The organism is Arthrobacter sp. P4_F11 (assembly GCF_056401395.1).
The window spans coordinates 220088-235264 of record NZ_JBFUJK010000002.1 but is presented as its reverse complement, the minus strand read 5'-3'; the positions used below and the strand labels follow the sequence as shown (position 1 = coordinate 235264).

Here is a 15177-nt window from a genome sequence, read left to right as displayed (position 1 = left end):
GGTGCGGCTAGCGGCCGGTGCCGCCGTAGACCGTGGCCTCGTCCTCGCTGTCGAGGTCAAACGCCCTGTGGATGGCGCGGACGGCGTCGTCGAGCAGATCCGCGTGGGTGACCACGGAGATGCGGATCTCCGAGGTGGAGATCATGTTGATGTTGATGCCGGCCTCGGAGAGGGCCGCGAAGAAGCGGGCGGACACACCCGGGTGCGAGCGCATGCCGGCGCCGATCAGCGAAAGCTTGCCGATCTTCTCGTTGTATTCGATGCTCTCAAAGCCGATCCGGTCCTGCGCGGCGTGCAGGGCGGCCAGGGCCTCGGCACCCTCGACGATCGGGAGCGTGAAGGAGATATCGGTCCGGCCCGTGCCGTGGGTGGAGACGTTCTGGACGATCATGTCGATGTTCGAGTGGGCGTCCGCGATGACCTGGAAGATCGCCGCTGCCTTGCCGGGGATGTCAGGTACGCCGACAACCGTGACCTTGGCTTCGGACCGATCGTGTGCCACACCGGAGATGATTGGCTGCTCCAAGGCAACTCCCTCTTGAGTCGTGATCTTGTCGTCGGCGCCGGGGAGAACCCAGGTGCCTTCGTTCTGGTTGAATGAGGAACGGACGTGCAGGGGCACCCCAAAGCGGCGGGCGTATTCAACACAGCGCAGGTGCAGAATCTTAGCGCCGGACGCGGCCAGTTCCAGCATTTCCTCGCTGGAGATGCGGTCGATCTTCCGGGCCGACGCGACCACGCGCGGATCGGCCGTGTAGACGCCGTCGACGTCGGTGAAGATCTCGCAGACATCGGCGTCAAGCGCCGCGGCGAGGGCCACCGCCGTCGTGTCCGAACCGCCGCGCCCGAGCGTCGTGATCTCATTCGTCGTGTGGCTCATGCCCTGGAACCCGGCCACAATCGCGATGTGCCCCTTGTCCAGGGCGGTGCGGATGCGGTGCGGGTCGACGTCGATGATCCGGGCCTTGCCGTGGATGCCGTCGGTGATCATGCCGGCCTGGGAACCGGTGAAGGACTGGGCCGAGGCGCCGAACTTGTTGATGGCCATGGCCAGCAGCGCCATGGAGATTCGTTCCCCGGCGGAGAGGAGCATGTCCATCTCGCGGGCGGGCGCGGAATCGGTGACCTGGCCGGCGAGGTCAAGGAGCTCATCGGTGGTGTCGCCCATGGCGGAAACCACCACGACCACCTCGTCGCCGGCGTTTTGGGCGTCCACCACCCGCCGGGCGACGCGCTTGATGCCTTCTGCGTCCGCCACCGAGGAACCGCCAAATTTCTTCACGACAAGGTGCTTGGTAGCGGCGGCCGAGACGGGCAACGTCTGCGATCCGGGCTGGACTTCGGTAGTGGGCAAACTCATTCGCGCACCCTCACTGGATCATCGGGGTTCTGGGCCAGGCAACCAAACGGCGCGACGGCGTAACTTCTCACCCCAGTTTATCGCCGTGCCGCCCGCGCCGTTGAATTGTGACCGAATGGCAGACACTCCGGGTTTGTCTCTACCGGACATGCCCAGTGCTGCGGGTCAGGAGTGGACATGCTCAGTGTTTCCGCGGGACATGCTCATTCTTGGCGGGCTGGAGTGGGCATGAGGGCATTGTGTCCATTCCCGGGCGTGGGCGCTGGACATGTCCGTCGGGCCGGGTGGGGGAGCTCGGGTCAGGAGTGGACATGCTCAGTGTTTCCGCGGGACATGCTCATTCTTGGCGGGCTGGAGTGGGCATGAGGGCATTGTGTCCATTCCCGGGCGTGGGCGCCGGACATGTCCATCGGGCCGGGTGGGGGAGCTCGGGTCAGGAATGGACATGCTCAGTGTTTCCGCGGGACATGCTCATTCTTGGCGGGCTGGAGTGGGCATGAGGGCATTGTGTCCATTCCCGGGCGTGGGCGCCGGACATGTCCATCGGGCCGGGCGGGGGAGCTCGGGTGTCGCCGCCGCGGCGGCCACGAGTGCGTCAGCTCAGGGCGTTGCGGCGGCCCTCGAAGGCCCTGCCGAGCGTGACTTCGTCGGCGTATTCCAGGTCCCCGCCTACGGGCAGGCCGGACGCCAGCCGGGTGACGGCGATGCCAATCGACTTGAGCATCCGGGCCAGATAGGTCGCCGTTGCCTCGCCCTCGAGGTTGGGGTCGGTGGCGATGATGATTTCCTGGATGGCGCCGTCGTTGAGCCGGGTCAGCAATTCACGGATCCGGAGCTGTTCCGGACCGATCCCGGCGATCGGATTAATCGCGCCGCCCAGGACGTGGTACCTGCCGCGGAAGGACCGCGTGCGTTCCACCGCCAGGACGTCCTTGGATTCTTCGACGACGCAGATCACCGTGGGGTCCCGGCGCGGGTCACGGCAGATGTTGCACAGTTCCTGCTCGGTCACGTTACCGCAAACCGTGCAGAACTTGACCCGTTCCTTCACTGTGGTGATGGCATCGACAAGCCGCTTCATGTCCTGGGGATCGGCCTCGAGGATGTGGAAGGCCAGCCGCTGGGCGGACTTAGGCCCCACTCCGGGAAGGCGTCCGAGCTCGTCGATCAGCTCTTGAACTGCGCCTTCGTACACAATGTCCTCGTTCGTTTGGAGTAGGGCCGGGGCCAGCCGGCAGGGGTTTTGCTAGAAGCGGGGCGGCAGCGGGCTTCCATCCAGGGAGCGCTCCTCCACCAGTTTCCCGCCCAGAATGCGCTCGACGGCGGCCCGGCCGAAGACGCCCGATTCCTCGATCGTTTCGTCGTCGGCGCTCGGTATGTCCTGTACGTAGACGGTGGTCGCAGCGGCAGCGCGGGTGGGGGCCTTCGCCCGCCCGGCCTCGGCCTCGGGACTGTTCGACAGCCGCTGGTACAGGCTTTGGCGGCCTGCCGGGGCGGCAGGCTCGGGAACGGCAGTGACCGCAACAGCCTCCGCGACGGCAGCTACTGCAGCGGCGGCCACACGCGGCGCAACAGACACCGCAACCGCCGGCGCCGCTTCGGCCCGGGCCGGGCGGTCCGAGGTCAGTCCGGACGGCGCGGACACGACACCCGCGTACTCCGGGATCTGTGCCGCCGCCGGCTCGTAGTGCACAGGCTTCGGCTCGGGCTCGGGCGCAGCGGGCCCGACATCCGGGCTCGTGTACCGGCCGAGGTTCGAATCTGTGCCGACCGTCCAGACGCCGGGTGACTGCTCGACGGCGCGGGCCCACGCGTCATCCGACGCGTCCGGGTCTGCGCCCGGTGTCCCGGCCGGGGAGCCGGCGGTTTTGGATGCCGGCGCGGCAGGGGACTTACGGGCCGGAGCCGTAGCGGCAGCCGCGGGCTCGGGGCGGCGCGGCGTGGCTACGGGCGAGGGGTCCCAATCCAGGGGTGGTTCCTCGTCCAGCGGAGGAGCGTCCTCGTCCCGGGGCGGTCCCCAGTCGTCATCGGCGTCGGCGTAGGACCCGGAAGGCTCCGAAGGGCCGTCCGATTCGGCTGCTGGCTCGGCTGCGCGGACCTGAGTTTGGATCGCGGGGGCAGGCGCCTGCGGTTCCGCTACCGGCTCGGCTGCCGGCTCGGCTGCACGGACCTGATCCTGGGCCGCGGGGGCTGGAGTGGGTTGCGTCGAAGATGTTGAGGCGGCGGGAACGTGCGCGGGGGCCACCCGCGAGGGGACGGCTTCAGCGGCATCGTTGGCCGGAGATGGGGCCTGCTGGGGAGCCGGGCTCAGGCCCCAAGCGACGTCTGCCGATGTCGCCTGGCTTGCGGACGATGCCGGGGCCTCCGGGCTAGCCGGCGGCGCTTTTGGGTTTGGCTCAGAGCTCGCTGGGCTGTTGCTGCTGCCGGCCACGGCCCGGATCTGGCAATCGATGCCGATCGTCTTGTGGATCGCCTGCCGGAGGTTCTCTGCGTGGTCGGCCCGGCCGAAGGCCCCCGCCAGCCCCGTGGTGGTGAACGCGAGGGTCAGGACGTGGTCTTCGAAGTGGCCGACCTGGGCGTTGGGTTCCACCAGCGCCCAGGTGCTGCGTTTGATCTTGGTGAGCGTTTGCAGGATCTCGGGCCAGGCGCGACGCAAAACCTCCACGTCGGCTCCGGGTCCGGCGGCAGACCCGGGCGCAGGGCTGGGAGCAACGGCAGGCGCCCTGCCGGGCTCGGCCGGCTCGGGGCGAGCAGGGACGGAAGGTGCGGATGGGGCCGCCGCTGGGGCAGTCTCTGACGCGGGTGGGGACGGAGGCGCGGCGGCGGGACCTGCGGCAGGGGCGGGCCGGCTGGCCGCCGCGGGTTCGTCCACAGGCCAGTCGCTGGTGCTGACCCGTGGTGCCGTCAGCGGTTCGCGGACAGGCTCGTCCTGACGGGCGGGCGCGGAGACTGTGGCCGGCGGCTGCTCGCCCCGGGGCGGGGCGGAGGGGGTGGTGGTTGCGGCAGCCGGTGCGGCGTGCGAAGGTGCGGCGGGCACGTGCGCTGCCGGCGGCTCTGGCGCGGCTGCCTGCTCCGTGCGTGCAGGCGAAACGGCAACAGGTGCGGGAGCGCCAGCGAGGGGGGCTCCGACGTCGTTCCCGGCGTAGTTCAAGCGCCGCTCGACGCGGTCGATCCGGGCTGCAATGCCGCGCTCGGTCTGCTCGGAGCTGGGCAGCAGGATGCGGGCGCACAGCAGTTCCAGGTGCAGGCGCGGCGAGGTGGCCCCGGTCATGTCCGTGAGCGCGGTATTGGTCACGTCAGCGGCGCGGGAGAGCTCGGCCGCCCCGAGGTTGTGCGCCTGGTTCTGCAGCCGGGCGATCTGGTCCGCCGGCATGCCGCGGAGGATGGACTGGGCGCTTTCGGGCATGGCCTGGACGATGATGAGGTCGCGGAAGCGTTCCAGCAGGTCCTCGACGAAGCGCCTTGGATCGTGCCCGGTCTGGATGACGCGGTCCACAGCGCGGAACACCGTGGCGGCATCCGACGCCGCGACGGCCTCCACGACGTCATCGAGCAGGGAGGCGTGCGTGTAGCCCAGGAGGGCGACAGCGAGTTCGTAGTCCAGTCCGTTTGGTCCGGCGCCGGCCATGAGCTGGTCGAGCACGGAGAGGGAGTCGCGGACCGAACCGCCGCCCGCGCGGATGACGAGCGAGAGCACCCCGGGCGCCACAGGGACGTTCTCCTGGGTACAGAGCAGCTCCAGATACGCCATGAGAGGCTCCGGCGGCACCAGCCGGAAAGGGTAGTGGTGCGTGCGGGAACGGATGGTGCCGATGACCTTGTCCGGCTCCGTGGTGGCGAAGATGAACTTGATGTGTTCCGGCGGTTCTTCGACGATCTTGAGCAGGGCGTTGAACCCGGCCGACGTGACCATGTGGGCTTCGTCGATGATGAAGATCTTGTAACGGTCCCGGACGGGGGCGTAGGTGGCCCGTTCCCGGAGGTCGCGGGCGTCGTCGACACCGCCGTGGCTGGCGGCGTCGATCTCGATGACGTCCAGGGAGCCGGAGCCGCCGCGGGCGAGTTCCACGCAGCTGGGGCACTCGCCGCAGGGGGTGTCCGTGGGGCCCTCGGCGCAGTTCAGGCAGCGGGCCAGGATGCGGGCGGAGGTGGTTTTGCCACAGCCGCGGGGGCCCGAAAAGAGATAGGCGTGGTTGACGCGGTTCTTGCGCAGGGCCGTCATGAGAGGCTCGGTGACGTGCTCCTGCCCGATAACGTCCGCGAACGAATCGGGGCGGTATCGACGGTAGAGGGCGGTAGTAACAGTCACAGATAAACCCTACCAATCGGCACAGACATAAAAGACCCCTCATGCACCCGCCAGAGCCCGTTTACCCTTGCTACCTTCCGGTCCTGGGGGAGTTCAACAGGATGACGCCACATGAGGGGCCGTCAGCCAGTTTACCTGACGATTGGGTGTGCCCCGAATTGGCCCGGTTTGGCCCTTCATCCTCGGCGGGACATGCCCATTTTTCGCGGCAGGAGCGGGCTGCAGGAGCGGGCGCGGTGGGACTGTGTCCGGCGGTCGGGCGGGCCGCGGGGCATGTCCAGTCGCGGGAGTAGGCAATGTGGGGCATGCCCATTCTTGGCGGGAAGGAGTGGGCTATTTGGGGCTATGTCCAGCCCTCGAGTGGGCCGTGGGGCATGTCCCGCGGAGGAGCCGCAGGCCGGGGCGGGAGGCCCAATTGGGCGAAGCCGGAAAGTTCAGGTATTCTAGTATCTGCTTTTGATTCAGAAGCTACTGGAGAATTCGCCTAGCGGCCTATGGCGCACGCCTGGAACGCGTGTTGGGTTAACGCCCTCGGGGGTTCAAATCCCCCATTCTCCGCGGTTGGCCCCGGTCCTCGGACCGGGGCCTTTTTGCGTCTCCGGCATTTCTATCCTCGTGAGGTTCCCGTGAGGTTCTGGCCAAGGTTGCGTCCTCCGGCAGTACCGGCACCGATTCATCCACCCAGCCGCCCCGTGCCCAGCCGCCCCGCCACGAACCAGCAAACCACCCCAGCCGCCCGGCGGCCCAGACTCAGGCCAGGTAGCCCAGCCGGCGCAGCCGCGCGCGGGCAGCTTGCTCGCTCGGGCCCATCCGTCCGAGGGCCACATGCACCACGCCGAGCGTGACCCGGGTGGCCAGGGTTACCGGCAGCGGTATCGGGCCCAGCCGCGCGGTCCGTAGGCCCAGAAGCTCCCGGTACTTGGGCTCGAGGCTTGCCACGGCGGCCGCGAACAGCACCCGGTAGCCAGGCCTGAGCGCGGGGTGCAGGGGCGGGTCGCGAATAAACGCCACCGTTTCGGTGACCCGTTCGTCACAGCGGAGCTCGCCGTCGTCGTACCAGCGGTCCAACTGCTGCCGCATTTCCGCTTCGCTCAGCGGCGGTGCCTCGACGCCCATCAGCCGGCCGGCCTGGGCCCACTCACGGACGTAGGCATCAGGTCCGCCAGGAATCGGCCGCCCCCACAGCTTGTGGGCAGAGAGGAAAGCGTCTGTGAAGGCAATGTGAACCCACCGGAGCAGCTCGGGATCATTGGCCGCGTAACTGCGCCTTATGCCGTGGCCGTCCACAAATTCTCCCCGCACCGTCCGGTGCAGCCGAAGAACCCAGTCCGACGCCGCCTTCGCCGTATCCGTGGAGCCATACGTCAAGGTGAAGATCCAGCGGATCGTGCCAGCCAGCCGGCCCAGCGGGTCTTCGCGGAAACGGGAGTGATCGTGGACTCCGGCCAACGCGCCGGGATGGAGCGCCTGCATCAGCAGTGCCCGGATTCCCGCCACGATGGTTGGCATGTCTCCGTGCACGGCCCAGACGGCCGAGCCGGGCAAGTGGTAACCGGCGTCGTCCCCCTCGGCCAGGCCCGGCACCCACTCGGGCACCGAATCGCGCGTCCCCGTGAACGTCTGTTTGAGCTCCGCCTGCCATTCCCTGAGGACATTTCGCATCCTTCATTCTTACCCGTCCCGGCGGCGTGCGGCACCTGCAATTGTGCGGAGAACTACTGGGCCGCGGCCGGCAAGCTACTGGGGACATCCGCGGATCTCCGATTGGTCCCGCAAAGGAACCCGTTGACGGTTCACAGACCCGGCCGTCTGTGGTCACATAGGGAGGTAAGTCCGTGAAGATTGGGGTCTGGCGGACATATTGCGGGAGTCATTTCGTGGGAAAACACTGGGGAAACTCATCGAATGAGCAGTCAGCGAGGGCACGGACCATTGCCGTGCGCTGCGTGTCCGGAGGTCTGTGCCTGTCCCTGGCCGTGCTGGCATTCGGCGGCTTTCAGGGCCTGAGCGCCTTTGCGACCTACGGCGCGCCCACCGCCGTCCCGACGGCCGCCATGCCTGCCTCCGGCGACGTGGGACCGGAAGCCCTGGACCCGCTGGCCCATTCCGCCGCGACCGCGCCCGCGGGGACTCCCGGCACCGGCGCTGTCACCGCCGACGCCCAGGCGCTCGTGGCCTTCAGCCGGAGCACGGTGGACACCGCCACCCGGGCAGGGGTGCGTGGAGAGCTCAATGTGGCCTCGGCGTCCCTGCGCCGGCCCGCGGCGGGCTTCCTCATGGCCCCGCTGGAATCACTGGTGCCTTCCTCCCCGTTCGGGCTGCGCACCAGCCCCCTGACAGGATTCGCGGGCGAATTCCACTGGGGCCAGGACTTCGCGGCCCCCTGCGGCACCCGGGTCTACTCCGCCGACGCCGGTGTGGTGCGGGCCGTCGGGTGGCACCCGTGGGGCGGCGGAAACCGGGTGGAAATCGACCACGGCAACGGTCTCATCACCACGTACAACCATCTGGAGGCGATCGCGGTCAAGAAGGGCGACTCCGTGCGGGTGGGGGAAATTATTGCCCGGGTAGGTACCACCGGATCCTCTACGGGCTGCCATCTTCACTTCGAGACCATCCTCAACGGCTCCCACACTGATCCGCGCGATTGGACATTTCTCCCCATCAAGCAGGTGGATCAACTCGGCCCGATCGACATGACCAGTTACGCACCCGACGCCGGTAAGGCAACCAATGCGGGGATTGGCTGGGCGATTCCTGTCCGGGAGGACCTGACCCATGTGGTGGCCGGCGGCGTTCAGGAGCAGCCTGCCGCGGTGGCCGCCAAGCCGTCGGCGAGTGCCTCACCTGCGGCTACTGAAGCCGCCGCCGACAAACCGTCCCCAACGCCTTCCGCCACCTCTAAGCCGTCGCCCACGGGCACTGCCTCCGCGACCCCGACGCCGACCGGCACTGCCTCCGCGACCCCGACAGCCACGGGCACTGCCTCCGCGACCCCGACAGCCACGGGCACTGCCTCCGCGACCCCGACGCCGACCGGCACTGCCTCCGCGACCCCGACACCCACGGGCACTGCCTCCGCGACGCCGACGCCGACCGGCACTGCCACGACGACCACACCTGACGCGCCCACCCCGCGGCCGTCGGCAACGGCGACCCCGACCCCGTCGGCGACCGCCACCCCAACGCCGGCGCCAACCCAGACGGGAACAGCCTCCGCCAAGCCATCAGCACCGTTATCGGTCCCGCCGCCGGTGGCACCGCCGTCCTCCGCGCCTGCGTCAGCCTCCGCAACCGCGACGGAGGCTGCCGCCAAGACGGCCACCCCGGTGCCGGCCCCGCTCACTGTGGAGCCGGACCCGGTCACCGCGCCGGCCGATACGCCGAAGCCACGGGCGGTCACGCAGTCGGCCACCACGGCAGTGACAACAAAACCCTCAGCGACGCCCTCTGCGACGCCCGGCGGCTAGCCCCCGCCGCGCCGCAGGGCATTGTTCCGGCGTCATGTCCGGGGGTACACCCATACCCGCGGGCCCCGGTGCCGAATAATGGAGTGACCAGTTCAGATTCCCTGCTCCGGACCATCGACATCGCAAGGACGCGCCCCATGACAGCTCTGCACTCCATTCCCCTGACCCTCATCGACGGGACCGAGACCGATTTTGGCCGATTCAAGGGCGACGTGGTTCTGGTGGTCAACGTGGCATCCCAGTGCGGTTTCACGCCCCAGTACGCTGGACTCGAGGCGCTGCACAACAAGTTCCGGGGCCAGGGCTTCCAGGTCCTCGGCGTCCCCTGCAACCAGTTCGCCGGGCAGGAGCCCGGCGGCGACGCCGAGATCGCCGAGTTCTGCCAGCGCAATTTCGGGGTGACCTTCCCGCTGACAGTCAAGGCCAACGTCCGGGGAAAGAACCAGCACCCGCTCTACGCCGAGCTCACCAAATTCAAGACGGGAATCCTGCCCGGCCTGGTGAAGTGGAACTTCGAGAAGTTCCTCGTGAACCGCGACGGCGAGGTCATCGCCCGCTTTGCGCCCACCGTTGAGCCTGACGCGCCGGAGATCATCGAGGCTGTTCAGTCCGCACTGGGCTAAACCGGCCCGCCCGGCTTTCCGATCCCGCAGCCTCTACCCCTAAGCATGCCTACGGCCTAGACTGACCGAACCCTCCAGCATTCCGGGAACACCCGGCGCAGTCTTCCCTGACGGCCGCCGTGCGGCAGTGCGGCCGCGGTGTCCCTGCGGAGGGCGCATCAAGAAACTTCGTCAATCACAGCAGGGCTTCCGTCTGGGGTCCGTGAACGCAGGAGGAATGAGATGACAGGGAACAAAGCCGTTGCCTACAAGGGGCCGGGAAAAGTCGAACTGATCGACATCGACTACCCCACCTTCGAACTCAAGGACGGTCCGGGGGTCAACCCCGCCAACGTGGGCCGGCAGGTGCGCCACGGCGTAATCCTCAAAACCGTGGCCACCAACATCTGCGGCTCGGACCAGCACATGGTCCGCGGGCGCACCACGGCCCCCACTGACCTGGTGCTCGGGCACGAGATCACCGGAGAAGTGGTGGAAGTGGGTCCGGATGTTGAATTCATCAAAGTGGGGGACATCTGTTCTGTCCCGTTCAATATCGCCTGCGGGCGCTGCCGGAACTGCAAGGAACGCAAGACGGGCATCTGCCTCAACGTCAACCCCGACCGCCCGGGCAGCGCCTACGGCTACGTGGATATGGGCGGCTGGGTAGGCGGCCAGGCCAACTACGTCCTGGTGCCGTATGCCGATTGGAACCTGTTGAAGTTCCCGGACAAAGATCAGGCCCTCGAAAAGATGCTGGACCTGACGATGCTCTCGGACATCTTCCCGACCGGATTCCATGGTGCGGTCACCGCAGGCGTCGGCGTCGGGTCCACCGTCTACGTGGCGGGCGCAGGGCCCGTGGGCCTGGCCGCGGCGACCAGTGCCCAGCTCCTGGGTGCCGCCGTCGTGATTGTGGGCGACATGAACGCGGACCGCCTGGCGCAGGCGCGGAGCTTCGGCTGCGAGACCATCGACCTGAGTAAGGGCGGCCCGGCCGAGCAGATTGAGCAACTCCTGGGCGTCCCGGAAGTCGACTGCGGCGTGGATGCCGTGGGATTTGAGGCCAAGGGGCACGGGGCCGGAGCCCACGAGGCCCCCGCCACCGTCCTGAACTCGCTGATGGAGGTAACAGCCGCCGGCGGTGCCCTGGGCATCCCCGGGCTCTACGTCACCGGGGACCCGGGCGGCGTGGACGAGGCCGCGAAGAAAGGTTCGCTCTCGCTCAGCCTCGGAACGGGCTGGGCAAAGTCACTCAGCTTCACCACGGGACAGTGTCCGGTCATGAAATACAACCGGCAGCTGATGATGGCCATCCTGCATGACAGGGTGCATATCGCCAAGAACGTCAACGCGAAGGCGATTACCCTGGAGGACGCGCCGAAGGGCTACGCGGAATTCGACGCCGGCGCGGCGACGAAGTTCGTGCTTAACCCGAACGGCTACCTGAGCTAGCGGAAACCGTGAACCCGGCGGCACTGTCCGTCCCGCCCCGAAGCCCCGGGGTTTCGGGAGTGCCGCCGGGCGTCCCCGCCCCGTATATGCCGGAAAGGGCATGTGAGGGCACGCCACCTGTTAACGCCAATTTTTCCAATATGCCTGTCCCAGTCTTTACATTGTTTGCCCAATCTCTGGTTGGATAGTTCTTACTGAGAGGGACCCTGGAAGCACCGCTTCCACCCAACCAAGAAGGCAGCAATGGAGCGCATCGAGGCCGAACACCCCCGGCCACGTCATTTCCTACTTCACCTGAGCGACCCCCACCTGCTGGGGGGTCCGCAACCCTTGCACGGCGTCGTGGACAGCGAAGCCCTGCTCAGGCAACTCTTCGAAGAGGTCCACGCCTCCGGAGCCCGCCCCGAAGCCGTAATCTTCACGGGCGACCTGGCTGACCGGGGCGAACCCGAGGCGTATGCCAAGCTCCGCGCCATCGTTGATCCGGCGTGCGAGGCCCTGGGGGCCGAGGTCATCTGGGCGATGGGCAACCACGACAACCGGGCCAATTTCCGGGCCGGTCTCCTGGACCAGGACGACAATGACGCGCCCGTGGACCACAGCTACTTCGTCAACGGGCTGCGCATCATCACTTTGGACACCTCCGTGCCCGGCTTCCACCATGGTGAATTGAGCCACGACCAGCTGGACTGGCTCGCTGCTGAACTGGCCACCCCGGCCCCGGACGGGACCATCCTTGCCCTGCACCACCCGCCGGTACCGTCCGTGCTGGACCTTGCCGTGCTCGTGGAGCTCCGGGGCCAGCCGGCGCTTGCCGGCGTCCTGCGCAACTCCGATGTCCGCGCCATCCTGGGCGGCCACCTGCACTACTCGACCACCGCAACGTTCGCGGGCATCCCTGTGTCCGTGGCTTCAGCCACCTGCTACACGCAGGATCTGAACGTTCCGGTCGGCGGCACCCGAGGCCGCGACGGAGGGCAGGCGTTCAACCTGGTCCACGTCTACGAACACACGATCGTGCACTCCGTGGTGCTGCTCGGCGACACCCCTGCGGTGGGGGAGCTGGTCTCTCCGGAGGAAGCCCAGCGCCGGCTCGCGGCCGCAGGGATCCATGTCCCTGAGAAGGCCAAGCTCGAGGCCCCGTCCCGGACGTCGGCGAACCGCAGGTACACCACCCTGAACTGATTCACTCCCCGGCCGACGCGGCGCCCGTTTTGGTCACGGTCCGTTACTTCTCCCAGGGCGCCTTGATGGGGTAGTACTTCTCCAGGAAGTCCGTGACCAGTTCGGCCCGCTCTTCCGCCGGGACCTCGGGGAAGCTGCCGTCGTTGAGGCAGAAGAAGTCCATGTTCCGCTTGGCCAGGAGCTTGGGCAGGTAATTCAGGCCGGCCCGCGCCGTGGTGTCCACATATCTCACCTTGGCAGCTGTCTGGGTTACGGCCCGGCCCGTGAGCAGCGCGTAGTAGTGGTAGAACGAGTTGGTCACGGAGATGTTGTCCGCTGCCCGGAAGGTACTCGCGGCGGTCTTGGCAAACTCGGCCGGGAACTCCTGCTCCATCTGCTCGACCACGCTGCGCCGCAACGGGGCCGCCGTGTGCTCCAGGTGCCGGGTGGTGATGCGGCCGAAGCGGTTCCAGAGCAGCTTGCGGTTCACTCGGGCGGCGTTCTCAAAGCCGCTGCGTTCGGCGTCGTTGTCGCCCAGGCCGATCCGGGTTTCGGCCTCGATGAACTTCGTGATGCCGCCCGGAGTGAAGAACATGTCCGGGCCCAAGGCGCGGCCGAAGAACATGTCGTCGTTCGAATACAGGAAGTGCTCGGAGAGCCCCTCGATGTGGTGCAGCTGACACTCCACGGCCTGCGAATTGTGAGTGGGCAGAACCGACGTGTCGGCGAAAAACTCTTCGCTCCGGACGATCGTCACACTCGGGTGGTCGGCCAGCCATGACGGCGCGGGGGAGTCCGTGGCGATGAAGATCCGGCGGATCCACGGCGCAAACATGTACACCGAGCGAAGGGCGTACTTGAGCTCATCGATCTGGCGGAAGCGGGCCTCGTGGTCATCGCCCTCGCCCACCACCACGCCGGCCATGCGGGCGCGGCGGGCAGCGATGTACTCGGGGGAGCTGCCGTCAACCCATGAGAAGACCAGGTCGACGTCGAAGCTGATGTCGCTGGCGTGGTCCGCGAACATGTTCTCGATGGTGGGCCACGTGTGGCCGTAGCGTTCCACCGTGCCGCGCACTGCATCCTGGGCCAGCATGGTGCGGCGCGTCAGGGAGTTCTCGATCGGCAGGATCAGCTGATCGCCTTCGAAGCTCCACAGCTCCAGCTGGACGCCGGCGGAAGCCCCGAATTCAAAACCGCCCTCGGGTTCGACCCTGGGCCGGTAAAGCCGGAAGATCCGGGCCTGGCGGTTCGGCGACAGCTCGCCGTCGGCCACCAGCACGGACGACTTCTTCTTTGCGTCCACGCTCATGGAATACATCGGATCGTCGCGGCACGCCTCCACGAGGGCGTCGCGGAGTTCCTTGCGATCCTTCCAGTCGACGGCGACCACAGGGCGATGGTTGTTGCCGCGGACCAGCAGGTAGCCGATACCGGCGCCGGCCAGGACGGAACGCAGGAACATCAGGTCCTCGACCATGGCCTGGTACGGCGTGCGGTTTTCGTTGATCAGCGCGTAGCGGCCGCGGTGGCGGACAACATCGGAGCGGGTCCGGAATCTGGCGACTGCGGCCGCCGACGTGACCTCGGCGTGGGCGTCCACAGATGCCTGGCTGCCATAGTAAATCTCGTCTTGGATCGCTGCTTCGGTAATGTCTGAGCTCCCGCTTCTTTGAGTGCGTTGGTGTCTACTTGCATGATAACGCGGGCCTCAAAATTGCCGCGGAAAACCGGCCGCCGCGCGGCGTGCGTGACGACGAAATGTGACCGACCGTAACGGTGGAACGTAACGGCGGAGCGGGGCCTCAGCCGGTGACGACGGCCAGCCAGTGGTGCAGGAAGGCGGCACCGGCGTCGTCGTGGATCACGTCCTCGCCGAGCCCCAGATCGGCGGCGGTGAGAACCTCGTAAGGTTTGACGGGGATGCCGTCCGCGGGCCGGACGTCGACGTGCTTCACGGTGTGGTCGTTGTGGTGCAGCCAGTCGGCCATGGCGTAGTCCGTGCGGGAATCGCCCACCGTGCGCCACGCCTGCGGCGTGATCCCCTGCGCGGCCAGGAACTCCACGGCCCGGCTCGCGCCCAGGTCCTTGCCCAGCCGGACCGATTCGATATCGGTGGAGATGATGGTCGGATCGACGCGGAAGTCGACCTGGTCATCCGAATCGGGGACGTGGTGGTCCAGCCGCACCACACCGAGCCCGTGCCGGGCCATGATGCCCATGGCGTCGGCGTCGAAGAGTTCCTGCTCGGCCCGGTAGTCGGGGTTGGGGACGGCAATGTGCTGCTCCACGGAGACCATGGCCCGCTTGGTTTCGTCGTAGAACATGTGGGCGGAGTAGTCCTCGGCCACCAGGCGGCGCACGTCATCGCCGAAGGCCTGCGGAATGGCGAGCTCGTGGTCCACGTGGACCGGGCCGGGGCCCTCCGCCGTGTAGCTGAACCAGACGGCGCCCTTCTCGCAAATGGCGTGGATGAGGGTGCCGGCGGGCATCCCGGCGGCGATCATCGGTTCCATGACCTGCTCGCGGATGAACGCGTCCGACCGGCCGGTGTTGAAGATGACCGGCACGCCGGCGGCGGCCAGGGCCACCAGGTCGGCGATGATGCCGGGCTGCACCTCGCGGGTGACCGGGCTCGCGACCGGACCGTCGACGTCGAGCAGCAGCGCCAGCACGGGGGCCGACGACGACGGAACAGGGGCAGTCTCGGGTGAAGTCATACGGCCATTCTGTCAGCCGCACGGGACGTTTGGGTGAACCGCCCAGCAGATCGACGGCCCTGCGCTGGATGTGACAGGCGGCAGGCGCTGGTCGTGT

At 67.6% G+C, this 15177-nt stretch carries 10 protein-coding genes, 1 tRNA gene and 1 other RNA gene; 5 read left to right on the top strand and 7 right to left on the bottom strand.

What is annotated here, in order from left to right; all coding sequences use genetic code 11:
- Window positions 1-7 precede the first annotated feature (7 nt).
- From AC1DRO_RS04065 to ffs, 4 genes are all read right to left on the bottom strand, one after another.
- Window positions 8-1360, bottom strand: a complete 1353-nt coding sequence (locus AC1DRO_RS04065; RefSeq protein WP_476949926.1) for an aspartate kinase — start codon at window positions 1358-1360, stop codon at window positions 8-10.
- Window positions 1361-1955: 595 nt separating this feature from the next.
- Entirely contained in the window at window positions 1956-2555 is a 600-nt protein-coding gene (recR, locus tag AC1DRO_RS04060; RefSeq protein WP_018774392.1) for a recombination mediator RecR, read from the bottom strand.
- Between the two features lie 51 nt (window positions 2556-2606).
- Window positions 2607-5669: a DNA polymerase III subunit gamma and tau gene (locus AC1DRO_RS04055; protein ID WP_476949925.1), complete on the bottom strand. Its 3063-nt coding sequence runs from the start codon at window positions 5667-5669 to the stop codon at window positions 2607-2609.
- 27 nt (window positions 5670-5696) lie between these two features.
- An RNA gene (ffs, locus tag AC1DRO_RS04050) (signal recognition particle sRNA small type) lies at window positions 5697-5793 on the bottom strand.
- 349 nt (window positions 5794-6142) lie between these two features.
- On the opposite strand from ffs, the gene AC1DRO_RS04045 reads away from it, so the two are divergent.
- Window positions 6143-6227, top strand: a tRNA-Ser gene (locus tag AC1DRO_RS04045).
- A 192-nt stretch (window positions 6228-6419) separates the two neighbouring features.
- On the opposite strand, the gene AC1DRO_RS04040 is transcribed toward AC1DRO_RS04045, so the two are convergent.
- Window positions 6420-7331 (bottom strand): oxygenase MpaB family protein, encoded by a 912-nt coding sequence (locus AC1DRO_RS04040; protein ID WP_476949924.1) that lies wholly within the window; start codon window positions 7329-7331, stop codon window positions 6420-6422.
- Window positions 7332-7615: 284 nt separating this feature from the next.
- Between AC1DRO_RS04040 and AC1DRO_RS04035 the strand changes: the two genes are divergently transcribed.
- From AC1DRO_RS04035 to AC1DRO_RS04020, 4 genes are all read left to right on the top strand, one after another.
- Window positions 7616-9139, top strand: a complete 1524-nt coding sequence (locus AC1DRO_RS04035; protein ID WP_476949923.1) for a M23 family metallopeptidase — start codon at window positions 7616-7618, stop codon at window positions 9137-9139.
- Between the two features lie 137 nt (window positions 9140-9276).
- Window positions 9277-9762 (top strand): glutathione peroxidase, encoded by a 486-nt coding sequence (locus AC1DRO_RS04030; RefSeq protein ID WP_476949922.1) that lies wholly within the window; start codon window positions 9277-9279, stop codon window positions 9760-9762.
- A gap of 222 nt (window positions 9763-9984) precedes the next feature.
- Window positions 9985-11196, top strand: coding sequence for a formaldehyde dehydrogenase, glutathione-independent (gene fdhA, locus AC1DRO_RS04025; RefSeq protein WP_476949921.1), 1212 nt, complete (start codon window positions 9985-9987; stop codon window positions 11194-11196).
- Between the two features lie 243 nt (window positions 11197-11439).
- A complete protein-coding gene (locus AC1DRO_RS04020; RefSeq protein ID WP_476949920.1) occupies window positions 11440-12381 on the top strand; it encodes a phosphodiesterase in 942 nt (313 codons plus the stop codon).
- A 43-nt stretch (window positions 12382-12424) separates the two neighbouring features.
- Here the strand turns inward: AC1DRO_RS04020 and AC1DRO_RS04015 are convergent, their stop codons facing one another.
- Both AC1DRO_RS04015 and AC1DRO_RS04010 read right to left on the bottom strand, forming a co-directional pair.
- A complete protein-coding gene (locus tag AC1DRO_RS04015; protein WP_476949919.1) occupies window positions 12425-13963 on the bottom strand; it encodes a stealth family protein in 1539 nt (512 codons plus the stop codon).
- Window positions 13964-14165: 202 nt separating this feature from the next.
- A complete protein-coding gene (locus tag AC1DRO_RS04010; protein ID WP_476949918.1) occupies window positions 14166-15080 on the bottom strand; it encodes a Cof-type HAD-IIB family hydrolase in 915 nt (304 codons plus the stop codon).
- Window positions 15081-15177: the final 97 nt, after the last annotated feature.

Coding starts and splice junctions, on each gene's coding strand:
- AC1DRO_RS04040 (WP_476949924.1), bottom strand. CDS start 7,331: ATGCGAAATGTCCTCAGGGAATGGCAGGCGGAGCTCAAACAGACGTTC.
- AC1DRO_RS04065 (WP_476949926.1), bottom strand. CDS start 1,360: ATGAGTTTGCCCACTACCGAAGTCCAGCCCGGATCGCAGACGTTGCCC.
- AC1DRO_RS04010 (WP_476949918.1), bottom strand. CDS start 15,080: ATGACTTCACCCGAGACTGCCCCTGTTCCGTCGTCGTCGGCCCCCGTG.
- AC1DRO_RS04020 (WP_476949920.1), top strand. CDS start 11,440: ATGGAGCGCATCGAGGCCGAACACCCCCGGCCACGTCATTTCCTACTT.
- AC1DRO_RS04030 (WP_476949922.1), top strand. CDS start 9,277: ATGACAGCTCTGCACTCCATTCCCCTGACCCTCATCGACGGGACCGAG.
- fdhA (WP_476949921.1), top strand. CDS start 9,985: ATGACAGGGAACAAAGCCGTTGCCTACAAGGGGCCGGGAAAAGTCGAA.